At 75.5% G+C, this 13,716-nt stretch carries 15 protein-coding genes; 9 read left to right on the top strand and 6 right to left on the bottom strand.

Annotated features, from left to right (window positions below; translation table 11 throughout):
• Positions 1–20: 20 nt before the first annotated feature.
• Positions 21–1,226: an MFS transporter gene (locus AB0883_RS13770; RefSeq protein WP_366641477.1), complete on the top strand. Its 1,206-nt coding sequence runs from the start codon at positions 21–23 to the stop codon at positions 1,224–1,226.
• A gap of 90 nt (positions 1,227–1,316) precedes the next feature.
• On the opposite strand, the gene AB0883_RS13765 is transcribed toward AB0883_RS13770, so the two are convergent.
• A complete protein-coding gene (locus AB0883_RS13765; RefSeq protein ID WP_366641476.1) occupies positions 1,317–1,811 on the bottom strand; it encodes a roadblock/LC7 domain-containing protein in 495 nt (164 codons plus the stop codon).
• Positions 1,808–2,179 (bottom strand): hypothetical protein, encoded by a 372-nt coding sequence (locus tag AB0883_RS13760; protein ID WP_132235405.1) that lies wholly within the window; start codon positions 2,177–2,179, stop codon positions 1,808–1,810. The genes AB0883_RS13765 and AB0883_RS13760 overlap by 4 nt, the downstream gene beginning before the upstream one ends.
• Before the next feature lie 435 nt (positions 2,180–2,614).
• Between AB0883_RS13760 and AB0883_RS13755 the strand changes: the two genes are divergently transcribed.
• The 3 genes from AB0883_RS13755 to AB0883_RS13745 all read left to right on the top strand — a co-directional run bounded on the left by AB0883_RS13755 (position 2,615) and on the right by AB0883_RS13745 (position 4,799).
• Positions 2,615–3,382 (top strand): SGNH/GDSL hydrolase family protein, encoded by a 768-nt coding sequence (locus AB0883_RS13755; protein WP_366641475.1) that lies wholly within the window; start codon positions 2,615–2,617, stop codon positions 3,380–3,382.
• 3 nt (positions 3,383–3,385) lie between these two features.
• A complete protein-coding gene (locus AB0883_RS13750) occupies positions 3,386–3,832 on the top strand; it encodes a hypothetical protein (RefSeq protein WP_366641474.1) in 447 nt (148 codons plus the stop codon).
• Positions 3,833–3,896: 64 nt separating this feature from the next.
• Entirely contained in the window at positions 3,897–4,799 is a 903-nt protein-coding gene (locus AB0883_RS13745) for a sulfurtransferase (RefSeq protein WP_366641473.1), read from the top strand.
• Positions 4,800–4,880: 81 nt separating this feature from the next.
• Here the strand turns inward: AB0883_RS13745 and AB0883_RS13740 are convergent, their stop codons facing one another.
• The 3 genes from AB0883_RS13740 to AB0883_RS13730 form a co-directional block, all read right to left on the bottom strand.
• Positions 4,881–6,062 (bottom strand): hypothetical protein, encoded by a 1,182-nt coding sequence (locus tag AB0883_RS13740; protein ID WP_366641472.1) that lies wholly within the window; start codon positions 6,060–6,062, stop codon positions 4,881–4,883.
• Positions 6,059–6,604, bottom strand: a complete 546-nt coding sequence (locus AB0883_RS13735; RefSeq protein WP_366641471.1) for a SigE family RNA polymerase sigma factor — start codon at positions 6,602–6,604, stop codon at positions 6,059–6,061. Before AB0883_RS13735 ends, AB0883_RS13740 begins: the two co-directional genes overlap by 4 nt.
• A 196-nt stretch (positions 6,605–6,800) precedes the next feature.
• Positions 6,801–7,379: a TetR family transcriptional regulator gene (locus tag AB0883_RS13730; protein WP_366641470.1), complete on the bottom strand. Its 579-nt coding sequence runs from the start codon at positions 7,377–7,379 to the stop codon at positions 6,801–6,803.
• Between the two features lie 108 nt (positions 7,380–7,487).
• Here AB0883_RS13730 and AB0883_RS13725 point away from each other — a divergent pair, with 108 nt between their 5' ends.
• On the top strand, positions 7,488–8,651 hold the full coding sequence (locus AB0883_RS13725) for an FAD-dependent oxidoreductase (protein ID WP_366641469.1): 1,164 nt from the start codon (positions 7,488–7,490) through the stop codon (positions 8,649–8,651).
• A 9-nt stretch (positions 8,652–8,660) separates the two neighbouring features.
• A complete protein-coding gene (locus tag AB0883_RS13720) occupies positions 8,661–9,227 on the top strand; it encodes a VanZ family protein (RefSeq protein WP_366641468.1) in 567 nt (188 codons plus the stop codon).
• Here the strand turns inward: AB0883_RS13720 and AB0883_RS13715 are convergent.
• Entirely contained in the window at positions 9,121–10,386 is a 1,266-nt protein-coding gene (locus AB0883_RS13715; protein WP_366641467.1) for an MFS transporter, read from the bottom strand. The genes AB0883_RS13720 and AB0883_RS13715 overlap by 107 nt on opposite strands.
• A gap of 153 nt (positions 10,387–10,539) precedes the next feature.
• Between AB0883_RS13715 and AB0883_RS13710 the strand changes: the two genes are divergently transcribed.
• The 3 genes from AB0883_RS13710 to AB0883_RS13700 all read left to right on the top strand — a co-directional run bounded on the left by AB0883_RS13710 (position 10,540) and on the right by AB0883_RS13700 (position 13,667).
• A complete protein-coding gene (locus AB0883_RS13710; RefSeq protein WP_366641466.1) occupies positions 10,540–11,163 on the top strand; it encodes a TetR/AcrR family transcriptional regulator in 624 nt (207 codons plus the stop codon).
• 77 nt (positions 11,164–11,240) lie between these two features.
• The gene (locus tag AB0883_RS13705; protein ID WP_366641465.1) at positions 11,241–12,578 is read left to right on the top strand and encodes a biotin carboxylase N-terminal domain-containing protein; all 1,338 of its coding nucleotides are present in this window, start codon (positions 11,241–11,243) and stop codon (positions 12,576–12,578) included.
• Between the two features lie 177 nt (positions 12,579–12,755).
• Positions 12,756–13,667 (top strand): hydroxymethylglutaryl-CoA lyase, encoded by a 912-nt coding sequence (locus tag AB0883_RS13700; RefSeq protein ID WP_366641737.1) that lies wholly within the window; start codon positions 12,756–12,758, stop codon positions 13,665–13,667.
• The last annotated feature ends 49 nt before the right edge of the window (positions 13,668–13,716 follow it).

Here is a 13,716-nt window from a genome sequence, read left to right as displayed (position 1 = left end):
GCGGAACAGGCGGCCCGCTCGTGACCGGCGTCGCCGCGGATCCCGCCGCCACCGCCCCCGTCGCCGGCCGCCGGGCGGCGACTGCCGTCCTGCTCGCCGGCTCCCTGCTGACCGTGCTCGCGGGCGCGGTGCTGACCCCGGTGGTCGAGCTGATCCGCGGCGAACTCCGGCTCACCGGCACCGCCGCAGGGCTCGTCCTCACCGCGCACGGACTCTCCCTCGCCCTCGCCGGCCCGCTGGTCGGCCGCGCCATCGACCGGTGGGGGGTGCGCGTACCGCTGGCCGTGGGGTTGATCCTCTACGGCCTGGCGGGCGGCGCCGGCCTGGTCACCGACAGCTATCCCCTGCTGATCGCCACCCGCCTGCTGTTCGGCGTCGGCGCGGCGCTGGTCTTCGCGGGGACCACGCTCGGGCTGCTCGACCTCTACGCGGGGGCGGCCCGCGACCGGGCGATGGGCTGGCGGTCCACCGCGATCAGCCTCGGCGGGGTGCTCTTCCCGCTGCTCGGCGGCGTGTTGGGCGGGCTCTCCTGGCACGCCCCCTTCGGCGTCTACCTGGTCGGGGTGCCCCTGGGCCTGGTCACGCTCCGGGTCCTCCCGGCCCGTCGCGCCGCCGCCGGCTCCGGCGCGCCACCGGGCCGGTCGGGGTCGCTGTGGAACCTGCTCCGTCAGCATCCCCCGCTCGTCGGGATCTACGGCCTCCAGGCGGTGACCAGCCTGCTGCTGTACGGGGTGCTGGTGTTCCTGCCGCAGCGGCTGGCCGAGGTCGGCATCACCGAGACGGCCGCCGTGGCGCTGTTCACGGCCGCCCCGTCGCTGGCCATGAGCGTCGTCGGTCTCGGCTACGCGCGGGCCCGGGCCCGCCTGGGGCAGGCGCGGCTGCTCACGGTCACCCTCGCCGTCTTCGCGGTCGCGCTGGTCACCCTGGGGCTGACCGGTTCGCCGGCGCTGATGCTCGTCGCGCCGGCCGTGTTCGGGATCGGCATGGGGCTGGTCGTGCCGGCGCTGACCGTGCTGGTGGCCGAACACTCGCCGCCCGCCCGGCGCGGTCAGGCCACCGCGCTGCTGGCCAGCGCCACCTTCGCCGGCCTGTTCGTCTCGCCGCTGCTGCTCGGGTCGGTCCAGGCGGCCACCTCGACGCGCGGCACGTTCCTGGCCGGGGCGGCGCTGGCCGGCGCCACCCTGGCGCTGCTCGCCGTACGCCTGCGACGTGGGCCGACGGCCTGACCGACGTGCCCTGCCCGAGGGGCGGCCCGGCCCGATCGACGCTGTCCTGCCCGAGGGGCGGCCCTGCCCGAGCGATGGGCGGGGCGGCCCTCAGGAACCGCGGACGGGCTGCTCCAGCAGGGCTTCGAGGCGCCTCGCCACCGGCGGGGCGTGCAGGTGCAGCCGGGCCACGTTGATGCTGTCCTCGCCGACCACCGCGAGCAGCGCCTGTGAGCTGACCGCGTAGACGCTCAGGTAGCCGTTGGCGTTGCGGACGGTGGACTGCTGGAAGTCGCCCTGCCCCAGCCGGAGCCCGACCTGCCGGCCCAGCCCGTACGTGGTGGCGGCGAGCGCCGCCAGGTCGCTCGGGTCCACGTCGGTCTGCAGGTTGTGGGTGATGAGCAGGCCGTCCACGCCGCCGAGGACGCAGCCGTGCACCCCCGGGATCTGTAGCCGCAACTCCGACAGCTCGTGCCCGATCGCCGGGTACGGCAGCGACGTGCTCCCGGCCAGCGACGGGGGCAACGGTCGAGGCGGCGGGAGGGTCCCCGTGCCGCGAGCGGTACGGCGGGGAAGGGGAGTCTCGGTGTCGTCGATCCCGCTCACAGCTCCAGGCTCTCCTCGATGCTGCGCAGCTGGTGGCGGGCCATGGCCAGGTTGGCGCGGCTCTTGCTCACCATCAGGTAGAGGAAGAGCCCCTTGCCGGTGCGGCTGGTCACCGGGCGGATCAGGTGGTACTGCGTGCCGAGGGTGATGAGGATGTCCTCGATCTCGTCGTTCAGGTTGAGCATCTCGATGGTGCGCAGCTTGGCACGGACGACATCGGTGTTGCCGGCGGCGGCGACGGTCAGGTCGATCTCCCCGGTACCGCCCGCCACGCCGAGGGTCATCCCACTGTTGTAGTCGACGAGTGCGGCGCCGATCGCGCCGTCGATACTCATCGCGGTCTTCAGTGCCAGGTCGAGGTTCGGCACGGTGTTTCTCCCAGGACGTACGGGCGGCGTCGCCGTCTGCGGTGCAGAGGGTGATCCGGCGGTGACAAGTGGTGTGACCTCGTAAAAAAGGTATGGACGAGGCTCGCACACCGGAGACCTCAGCGCACCCGGTGGCGCCGCCATCCACCTGACCGGACCGTGCGGGACGGCCGGCGGTCCCACAAATGGGACGTTCCGAGGGTTGCCGACCGCGTCCCCGAACTCCTCGCATCGACGCACGGCGGTGATCGTGGCCGCGACCCGGTCCCGGATCACGCCTGCGGGCACGGCCCCGCCGCCCACGATGACCTCCGCCACGTTTGTCCATCGGTGCCCCCCGGCGCCGGCCCTCCTGGTGGAGACTGTCCCGCGTCGGGAAGGGACCCTTCCTCCACCGGGGCGCCCTTTCCCACCGCACGTCGGAGGGATGATCAGGTGCGCTGGCGCAGTTACGTGGCGGTCGGGGACAGCTTCACCGAGGGCATGGACGACGCGTACCCGGACGGCACCTACCGGGGCTGGGCGGACCTGGTGGCCACCCGGCTGGCCGCCGAGGCCGGCCCCGACTTCCGGTACGCGAACCTGGCCATCCGGGGTCGGCTCTTCCCGAGCGTGGTAGCCGAGCAGGTGCCCGCCGCGCTCGCCATGAAGCCCGACCTGATCAGCTTCGCCGCCGGCGGCAACGACGTGCTGCGCCGCACCTTCGACCCGGACGCCCTGGTCACCCGCTTCGACGACGTCGTGCGGAGGCTGCGCTCCGGCGGCGCCGACGTGGTCCTCTTCCGGTTCGCCGACGTGATGGCCCGGCTGCCCGGCCAGCGCCTCGTCGCGCCCCGGGTGCAGCTGCTCAACCGGGCCGTCGGCGAGACCGCCGAGCGGCACGGCGCGATCCTGGTCGACCTGTACGCCGACGACGCGTACCTCAACCCGATGCTCTGGAGCACCGACCGGCTGCACCTGTCGGAGGCCGGGCACCGTCGGGTCGCGGCGCAGGTGCTCAACGCGCTGGGCGTCGGCTGCGACGAGGAGTGGCTGATGGTGCCGCCGCATCCGGCGCCCACGCCCTGGCTGGCCGCCCGCGCCGCCGACCTGCGCTGGGCCGGGCGGCACCTGGCGCCGTGGATCAAGCGCCGCCTCACCGGCCGATCCTCCGGCGACACGGTCACCGCCAAGCGCCCGTTGCTCGGCCCGATCGCCGACTGAGACGTGCTCACCCTGCACACCGCGCCGCTGCTGCGGACCGCGCCCGACGCCCCGCCCACCGCCGGGGCCGCCGTCGCGGTCCGGGCCGACCGGATCGTCGCGGTAGGGCCGCTGGCCGAGCTGACCGAGGCGTACGCGGGAGCCCGGATCCGCCGCTGGCCGGGCACGCTCGGGCCGGGGCTGGTGCACGACGGGCCGCTGCCGGCCGCCGACACCCCCCGCGAGCGGGTGCACGCGCTGCTGCGCCTCGGGGTGACCGCCGTGCTGGCCGGTCGCCTGACCGATCCGGCGCTGCGGGCCGCCGTGGAGCGCAGCGACCTGCTGGTGCTGCCCGCCGCCGCACCGCCGACGCTGGCACCCGGCGGGCGTGCCGACCTGGCGGTCCTCGACGCCGACGGCACCTGCCTGGTGACCGTGGTCGCCGGCCGGATCGCCCACCGCCGCGCCTGACCGTCCGGCGACGCCGTTCCCGATGGCCGGCCGCCGGCCCGCGATGCGGCGTACCTTGGGGATCATGTCTGTGCCGAGCGATCCCGATCCCCGACTCCAGTCGTACGCGGACCCGCAGCGGTTGGTCACCACCGGGTGGCTGGCCGAGCACCTGGGCGACGAGGGCCTCGTCGTGGTCGAGTGCGACGAGGACGTGCTGCTCTACGACACCGGCCACATCCCGGGTGCCGTCAAGGTGGACTGGCACACCGAACTCAACGACCAGGTGACCCGCGACTACCTCGACGCGAAGAGCTTCGCCGAGCTGTGCGCCGCCAAGGGCATCGGCCGGGGCGACACCGTCGTCTTCTACGGCGACAACTTCAACTGGTGGGCCGCGTACGCCCTGTGGGTGTTCACCCTCTTCGGCCACCCGGACGTGCGGCTCCTCGACGGCGGCCGGCAGAAGTGGGTCGCCGAGGGCCGCGAACTGACCCGGGACAAGCCGGCCCGGCCGCACGCCGACTATCCGGTGCCGCAGCGCAACGACGCGCCCGTGCGGGCGTACCGCGAGCAGGTCATGGCGCACGTGGCGGCGGGCCGCCCGCTGGTCGACGTCCGGTCGCCGGGCGAGTACACCGGCGAGATGCTGCACATGCCGGACTATCCGCAGGAGGGCGCGCTGCGCGGCGGGCACATCCCGGGCGCGGTCAGCAAGCCGTGGAAGTCCGCCGCCAACGACGACGGCACCTTCAAGGCGGCGGACGAGCTGCGCGCGATCTACGCCGACCAGCTCGGGCTGAGCCCGGACGACGACATCGTCGCGTACTGCCGGATCGGCGAGCGGTCGAGTCACACCTGGTTCGTGCTGCGGCACCTGCTGGGCTACCCGCAGGTGCGCAACTACGACGGCTCGTGGACCGAGTGGGGCAACCTGGTCCGGGCCCCCGTCGTCAAGGGCGACCAGCCCGGCGGCCTGGCGGGCTGACGCGTCGGCCGGTCCCCGCGCGCCCGCTGCGGTCGCGCGGGGACCGGCCTCTTCGGTGGTACGACCGCAGAAGCGACCCGCTCAACCGGCGGGGAGCGACACCGCCCCGAACAGGTTCCGCGTCACGCCCGTGACCTCGCGGGTCTCCGGCCGCCAGCGCAGCAGCCCGCCCGGGTTGTGGCGCAGCAGCACCGCGCCGTCGGAGTCCCAGCCGAGCACCTCGCAGCAGCCCTTCCAGCGGTCGCGACCCAGGTCGAGCAGGTAGGTCACCACGCGCGTCCGCGCGTTCAGCAGCGCGACGCCCTCCAGCCCGCCCATGGTGCCGGTGGTGATCCAGCCGGCGCGGGCGACCCGTTCGCCGCGCTGCCAGCCCCGCCCGTAGAACTCGTCGACCCGGTGACCGGGCGGTAGCGCGCGGAAGTCGACCGCGCCGAAGCCGCGGTGCGTCTCGTCGTTGCTCCACCGGACCTGCGTCAGGTTCGGCGGCGTGCCGCCCAGTTCGAGCAGCACGTTCGGCGGGGCCGTCGGCTCGGGCGCGACGACGTCCCAGGGCGACACCGGCAGCTTCCGGGCGGCGCCCGTGCCCCGGTCCAGCTCGTAGGTGGTGTCGTCGTCGCCGACGAGCAGCCGGTCGCCGGCCCACAGGACGTGCTCCAGGTAGCCCTTGAGCGGATGGCGGCGCACGGCGGCGGTGGTCAGGTCGACCACGATCACCTCGTCGGTCTGGGCGAAGGCGGCCGTCCGCCCGTCCGGGGAGAGGCTCCCGCTCTTCAACGGCACCGCCTCGTTGCCCTCGGCGTCGCGGGTCGGGGCGGGGGTGACCACGTCGAGGTCCCGTACGACGCCGTCGTCGCCGAGGACCCGGATCCGGCCGGCGACGCCGGTCCCGGGGTCGATCGGCTGGTGCAGCGCCAGTGCCCGGCGTACGGGCCGGTCGGAGAGCGTCGCGCCGACCGGGTCGCCGAGGCGGCCCAGCGGGTGCCCGGGATAGGCCAGCTCGGCCGGGGGCGTCTGCACGGGCACGGGGTGCGGGGTCGGGCTCTGCTTTGGGGTCGCGGTGGTGGCCGGTGGCGGCGGCGCGTCGGGGCGCAGCGCCAGTGCCGTACCGCCGGTGATCAGGGCGACCGCGAGCACGGTGGCGCCGGCGGCGCGGCGGGCGCGGCGCACCCGGCGGGCCCGTTCCCAGCCGGCCGCGGCGGGATGCGCCGGCCGGACGTCCTCGGCGGCGACGGTGAGCAGCCGGTGCAGTTCCTCTTCCCTCACGGGTTCACCTCCATCCTGGTGACCAGGCCGCCGCCGGGCCGTCCCTCGTCGCGTCCCAGATCCGGCGCGACCTCCCGCAGCCGGCGCAGCGCCGCGTGGCACTGGCTCTTGACGGTGCCCACGGTGACGCCGAGCGCCTCGGCGGTGGCGGCCTCGGTGAGGTCCTCGAAGTAGCGCAGCACCAGCACGGCCCGCTGCCGGGGCGGCAGGTGCCCGAGCGCGTCGCGCAGCGCGAGCCGCAGTTCCCCGTCGCCCTCGGCCGTGGCCCGCTCCGGCGGGTACGCGGCCAGCCACTCCCGGCGGCGTCGGCGCCACCAGGAGACGGCGTCGCGGTAGAGGATGGTCCGCACGTACGCGGCCGGGTCGCCGTGGCGTACGGAGCCCCAGCGCAGGGCGAGCTTGAGCAGGGCCTCCTGGAGCAGGTCCTCGGCCTGGTGCCGGTTGCCGCAGACCAGGTAGGCCGCGCGCAGCAGCCGGTGCTGGTGGCACTCGACGAAGGTGACGTAGCCGTCCCGCCCGTCGTCGATCGTCGGCGGTCCCATCCGCCCTCCCTCCGGCCGGCCGTCGCGCGTTCGCGTCACCACCTAGACGCACCGGGGCCCGGAAAGGTTGGGCGGGTGGCCGGCTGTCCGCACACCGGTGCCGGGCAGCGCCGGTGCCGGGTGCGGCGGCGGCCTGGGCACGGTCGGGCGTCAGGTGGCGGGCGGCGGCGTGGTCGGGCGGCGGGCGGCGGCGCGGTCAGGCGTCGGGCGTGCCGCGCAGGTAGCGCTGGACGGTCGGCGCGAGCCAGGCGACCAGCTCGGCCGGGTCGGCGTCGACCACCGGGGGCAGCCGGAGCACGTACCGGGTCAGCGCCACGCCGAGCATCTGGCTGGCGACCAGCCCGGCCCGCCGGGGGGCCTCCACGGGGTCGGGCACGACCCGGGCCACCGCCGTGGTGAGCTGGTCGGCGAAGATGCCGCGCATCCGTTCGGCCGCCGCCGGGTTGGTGGCGGCGGTACGCAGCAGCGCGGCCATCGTCCCGTCGGTCTCCCACCGGTCGACGACGTGCCGGACCAGCAGCTCGCCGAGCCGGTCGGGCGGCATGTCGGCCAGCTCGGGCAGCCGCAGGTCGAACTCGGCGGCCGCCGCGAAGAGCCCCTCCTTGCTGCCGTAGTAGCGCATCACCATCGACGGGTCGATCCGGGCGTCGGCCGCGATGGCCCGGATGGTCGCCCGGTCGTAGCCGTCGGCGGCGAAGCGTTCCCGGGCGGCCCGGAGGATCGCCGCCCGGGTGGCGTCGGAGCGGCGGGCGCGGGTCGGTGCGGCGTCGGTCATGCCCACGACCGTATGCCAACGCCTGTTGACACTTCATCTCCGGCGGGCCTAATGTTGCCAACAACTGTTTGCCAACAACCGTTGGCATGTGTGGGACGGAGGTCGGCGATGCTGCCCACGAACACGGACGTCCTGGTGGTGGGTGCCGGCGCGACGGGGCTGACCGCCGCGCTGACCCTGGCCCGGCGCGGGGTCGACGTGACCGTGGTCGACCGGCTGGACCGGCCGCCGCGGACCTCCCGGGCGGCGGTCGTGCACGCGTACACCCTGGAGACGCTGGACCGGATCGGCGCCGGCGCCCCGCTGGTGGCGCGCGGGCTGCGGTCGCCGGGGTTCACGGTCCGCGACCGCGACCGGGTGCTGCTCGCCGTGCCGTTCCACGCGTTGCCGTCCCGGCACGCCTACGCGCTGCTGGTGTCCCAGGCGGTCACCGAGGAGGTGCTCGCCGGGCGGCTCGCCGCGCTCGGCGTCCCGGTGTCGCGTCCGTACGCGCTGACCGGGCTGGCCGCCGACGCGGCCGGCGTGGTCGCGACCTTCGCGGGCGGCGCGACGGTCCGGGCCCGCTACCTCGTCGGCGCCGACGGGATGCACAGCACGGTGCGGGAGCACGCCGGGATCGGCTTCTCCGGCCCGGCCGGCGGCGGGGAGTCGTTCGCCCTGGCCGACGTCCGCGTGGAGAGCGCGCTGCCCCGCGACCGGGTGTCCCTCTTCCTGGCCCGCTCCGGCCCGCTGGTCTGGGCGCCGCTGCCCGACGGGGTGGTCCGGCTGGTCGCCGCGGTGGCGGAGGCCCCCGCCGCCCCCGACCGGGCCTACCTCCAGGCGCTGCTCGACGAGCGCGGGCCGGCGAGCCGCCCGGACCGGGTGACGGAGGTGCTCTGGGGCTCCCGGTTCCGGATCCACCACCGGATCGCCGACACCTTCCGCAGCGGCCGGGTGCTGCTCGCCGGCGACGCCGGACACGTGCACAGCCCCGCCGGCGGCCAGGGCATGAACCTGGGCATCGTGGACGCGGTCGACCTCGGTGACACGCTCGCCGACGTGCTGGGCGGCGCGCCCGACACCCTGCTCGACGGGTACGCGGCCCGGCGTCGCCCGATGGCCGGGGAGGTGGTGGCCCTCGCCGCCCGCCTGACCCGGCTCGCCACCCTGCCGCCGGCCGTCCGGCCGGCCCGCAACCTGCTGTTCCGCCTGCTCGACGCCGTGCCGCCGGCCCGGCACCGGATCGCGATGCGCCTCTCCGGGCTCGACCGGCGCGACGGTACGCGCGGCTAGGCTGCCCCGGTGGACCAGGTGTGGCGTGACTGGGGTGGCGTGCTGCTCGCCGTGGCCGCCGGGCTGCCCCTGCTCGCCCTGTCCACCGCCGTGCTGGCGCGTCACCGGCGCGACGCCGCGACGGCCGGGGAGTCCTGGCGGCGCAGCGTCGCCGAGGTGGGCGCGGTGGCCGGCACCCTGCCGTGGGTGTGGATGATCCTCACCCCCCGGCCCGCGTCCCGGCAGGTCGACCCGGTGCCGCTGCGTGACCTGGCGGACCTGCTGACCGGGCCGCCGGCGACCGCCGTGGTCCAGGTCGTCGGCAACCTGCTGGTCTTCGCCGCGCTGGGCTTCTTCGCCCCGGTACGCCTGGCCGCGCTGGCCGGCGTCGGCCGGCTGTTCCTGCTCGGGGCGGCCGGTTCCGTGCTGGTCGAGTCGCTCCAGTACGCGCTCGACCTCGGCCGGGTCTCCTCGGCCGACGACGTGCTGCTCAACGCGACGGGCGCCGCCCTGGCCGGGCTGCTGTCCCGGCGCTGGTGGGCCCGGCGGCCGGTGCCGGCGCGGCCGGTCGCAGCGCCCGCCACGCCGCGAGGGTGACCAGCACGAAGACCCCGGCCACCGCCGCCGCCACCGGTCCCACCCCGTACGCCGCGCCGGCCACGCCCGCGAGGGCCGCCCCGACCGGCGCGGTGAGCAGGCCGACCATCCGCTGGGCGGCGCCCACCCGGCCGAGCAGGGCGGCCGGCACGTGGCGCTGTCCGTACGAGGCCCACAGGCCGTTCCACACCGTGGTGCCGGCCGCGAACACGGCCAGCGCCAGCCCGCCGGGCACCGGATGCCGGGCGAGCGCGAGCCCGGTCAGCGCGACGGCCTGACCGGCGAGCACGACGCGCAGCGCGGGCACCGTGCCGAGCCGGGCGGCCAACCGACCCGCCCCGAGCCCACCGGCCAGCCCGCCGAGGACCGCCCCGGCGGCGAAGAGTCCGTACCCGGCCGGTGGCACCCGCAGCACGTCGAGCGCGTAGAGCACCAGCACCGCCGTCAGCCCGCTGATCGCCAGGTTGCTCCCGGCGGTCGCCACGGTCAGCCGCCACAGCATCGCGTCGCCGCGTACCCACCGCACCCCCTCGACGCCCTCCCGCCACACCGACCGCCGTCGCCCGGGGTGGGAGCGGGGGCGCGGCGGGGCCGGACGGAGGGCGAGGGTCAGCAGGGCGGCGCAGAGGAAGGTGGCGGCGTCCACGGCGAACGGCAGCGGGGCGGCCAGGGCGAAGAGCACGCCGGCGGCGGGGGCCCCGAGGAAGCCGCCCGCCACCGCCGAGCCGGCCTGGAGGCGGCCGTTGGCCCGGGCCAGCGCCGCCGGCGGCACCACGGACGGCAGCATCGCGAACGAGGCGGCGTCGAAGAGGGTGCCGAGCGCGGCGAGCAGGAACGCCACCGTCACCAGCGCGGCGACGCCGGCCCGGTCCAGGGCGACCGCGAGGGCGAGTCCACCGACCACGGCGGCGCGCAGCCCGTCCACCACCGCCATCGTCCGGCGGCGGTCCCAGCGGTCCGCGTACACGCCGCCGAGCAGGCCGAACAGCAGCGGCGGGAGCTGCCCGGCCACGGTCACCGCCGCGATCACCCGGGGATCGCGGGTCAGCGTCGCGGCCAGCAGCGCCAGTGCCGGCGTACGCAGGGCGTCGCCGAGCCGCGAGGACACGGCGGCGGACCAGAGCAGCCGGTAGTCGCGGCCGAGCGGGGGTGCGGTCATGCCGGCGACCCTCGGGGCTCGACCGGGTCGAGGGTCAAGGGCCGGGACGGGTCGGACACCGCTACCCGGCGTGTCGGGTACCGGTCCGGACGTGAGCCAACCGACGGGTAGCGGAGACTCCACGCCGGGCCGGTCGAGGTCTACGCTTGCCCGGTGACGGTGGAGCAGCAGGCACGGGGCAGGGCGAACGGTGCCGCGGGGGCGGGCCGGCGCCGGTCCCGCAAGGACGAGATCCTGGAGATCGCGGTCGGCCTCTTCGCCTCCCGGGGCTACCACGGTGTCTCGATGGACGACATCGGCGCGGCCGCCGGGGTCACCGGCCCGGCGCTCTACCACCACTTCGCGGGCAAGGAGGCCATGCTGGTCGCCGCGCTGATCCCGGTCAGCGAGGAGCTGCTGGCCGGCGGCCAGCAGCGGTCCACCGGCCACCCCGACGACCCGCGCGGCGCGCTCGAGTCGCTGATCGACTTCCACGTCGACTTCGCGCTGGCCAACCCGGCGGTGATCGCCCTGCACCTGCACGAGCTGGACCGGCTGCCCGACGAGCCCCGCCGCCGGATCCGCCGGCTCCAGCGGCTCTACGTCGAACAGTGGGTGACGGTGCTGACCACGCTGCATCCCGGCATGCCCGACGGCGAGGCGCGGGTGCTCGCCCACGCCGCGTTCGGCCTGATGAACTCGACGCCGTTCCTGGGTGGCGAGGTGGACCGGCGCCGCCGGGCCGAGCTGCTCCGCGCCGCCACCCTGGCCGCCCTCCTGGCCCACCCCGGATCCTGACGCCGGCCCCAACTCGTCGGTAACCTCCCGGCCGTGGTTCCCTAGCACCGTCCCGACCCTGGACGCTGGGAGGAAACATGATCGAGTCGCTGCTGGTCGCCAACCGGGGCGAGATCGCCCGCCGGATCATCCGGACCGCCAGGCGGCTCGGCGTCCGCGCGATCGCGGTGCACTCGGAGGCCGACGCCGGCCTGCCGTTCGTCACCGAGGCCGACGAGGCGGTGTGCGTGGGTCCGGCCAACCCGGCCCAGAGCTACCGCAACGTCGAGGCCGTTCTCGCCGCCGCCAAGTCGACCGGTGCGCAGGCCATCCACCCCGGCTACGGCTTCCTGTCGGAGAACGCCGACTTCGCCCGTACCGTCGAGGCGAGCGGGCTGATCTGGGTCGGGCCCGGCGCGGACGCGATCGCCGCGATGGGCGACAAGATCAACGCCCGGAACCTGATGGCGGCGGCCGGCGTGCCGGTCGCGCCCGGCACCACCGAACCGGCGGCCGACCTCGACGCGGCGGTCGCCGCGGCGGCGGAGATCGGCTACCCGGTGATGGTCAAGGCCGCGGCCGGTGGCGGCGGCATGGGCATGGGCGTGGCGACCGACGAGGCCGCGCTGCGCACCGAGTACGACAAGGTGCGCTCCTTCGCCGAGCGGATGTTCGGCGACGGCTCGGTGCTGATCGAGCGGTACTTCCCCCGGGTGCGCCACGTCGAGGTGCAGATCCTCGGCCTGGCCGACGGCCGGGTGGTCGCCCTCGGCGAGCGGGAGTGCTCGGTGCAGCGGCGCAACCAGAAGCTGGTCGAGGAGTCGCCGTCGCCGGCGGTCTCCCCGGAGCTGCGCGAGCGCTTCCTGGCCGCCGCCGTGCGCGCCGGCGAGGCGGTGGGCTACCGCAATGCGGGTACCGTCGAGTGCCTGCTCGACCCCGCCACGCAGGAGTTCTTCTTCCTGGAGATGAACACGCGGCTCCAGGTGGAGCACCCGGTCACCGAGCTGGTCTACGGCGTCGACCTGGTCGAGGAGCAGTTGCGGGTGGCCGCCGGCCTGGCGCCCACCTTCGACCCGGACGCGCTCGCCCCGCGCGGGCACGCCATCGAGCTGCGGATCAACGCCGAGGACCCGAAGCGCTTCCTGCCCGGCCCCGGCGTGATCAGGACCTGGGTGGAGCCGGGCGGCGAGGGCGTCCGGGTGGACTCCGGCTACGTCGAGGGCAACACCGTCACCCCGTTCTACGACAGCCTGATGGCCAAGCTGATCGTCAGCGGCGCGACCCGGGCCGAGGCGATCGAGCGGGCGCGGGCGGCGGTGGCCGCGTTCGAGCTGGCCGGCCCGAAGAACAACCTCCCCTTCTTCGCCGAACTCCTGGAGAACGAGGAGTTCCTCTCCGGCGACTACGACACGGGCATCGTCTCCCGCATGCGCTGACTCCCCACCCCACCCGGTCCGCTGCGTCGATCATGAGGTTGGCCGTGCGGTTCGCCGCTGTCGTCGCGGTCAACCTCATGATCGGCGCCGCTGGGTGCGGAACGGGGCGGGCGGGTGGGAGGCTGGGGGGACCCAGCACAAGCACTGCGTCCAGTGAGGTGACCCCTTATGGCGGAAATGCCGAACTCCGTGTCGATCCGGGAGGTCGGGCCGCGCGACGGGCTCCAGAACGAGGAGCCGATCCCGACCGGGGCCAAGGTGCGGCTGCTCGACGCCCTCTCCGGCACCGGCGTGCGGCGGATCGAGGCCGTCTCGTTCGTGCACCCGAAGGCGATCCCGCAGATGGCCGACGCCGACGAGGTGTGGCAGCGGGCCGCGAAGGCCGACGGCGTGCGCTACTCGGCGCTGGTGCCGAACACCCGGGGCGCGCAGCGGGCCCTGGCCGCCGGCTTCACCGAGATCGAGGTGGTGGTCTCGGCCAGCGACACGCACAACCGGCGCAACGTGAACCGCTCCACCGAGGAGTCGCTCGACGACATCGCCGAGCTGATCGACCTGCTGCACGGCGCCGGCGCGCAGGCCGAGGTGATCGTGGCGACCAGCTTCGGCTGCCCGTACGAGGGGGACACCGACCCGGCCCGGGTGGCCGCCATCGTGGACCGGGTGGTCCGCGACGGCGCCGACCGGGTGGCCTTCGGCGACACGACCGGCATGGGTACGCCCCGGCGGGTCCGCGAGCTGCTGACGGCGGTACGCGACCGCAACGCGCACGTCCCCGTGCTGCTGCACTTCCACAACACCCGGGGCACCGCGCTGGCCAACATGCTGACCGCGCTGGAGCTGGGCGTGACCGAGTTCGACGCCAGCGTCGGCGGCCTCGGTGGCTGCCCGTACGCGCCCGGGGCCAGCGGCAACCTGGCCACCGAGGAGGCGGTGCACATGCTGCACGACATGGGCGTCGACACCGGCATCGACCTGGACGCCCTGGTCGAGGTGGCCGAGCTGGCCGAGGAGCTGGTCGGCAAGCGGCTCCCGTCGGGGGTGCTCCGCGCGGGCCCGCGTACCCGGCTGACGCCGCTGCCGGGCTGAGGAGACGCGGGGAGGGGCCGGCGTCGTGCCGGCCCCTCCGACGTGCCCG

It is taken from the genome of Micromonospora sp. NPDC047812, from assembly GCF_040704175.1.
Classification (GTDB): domain Bacteria; phylum Actinomycetota; class Actinomycetes; order Mycobacteriales; family Micromonosporaceae; genus Micromonospora.
Note: the sequence above shows the minus strand (reverse complement) of the source record. Positions and strands in the feature narration are given on the sequence as shown.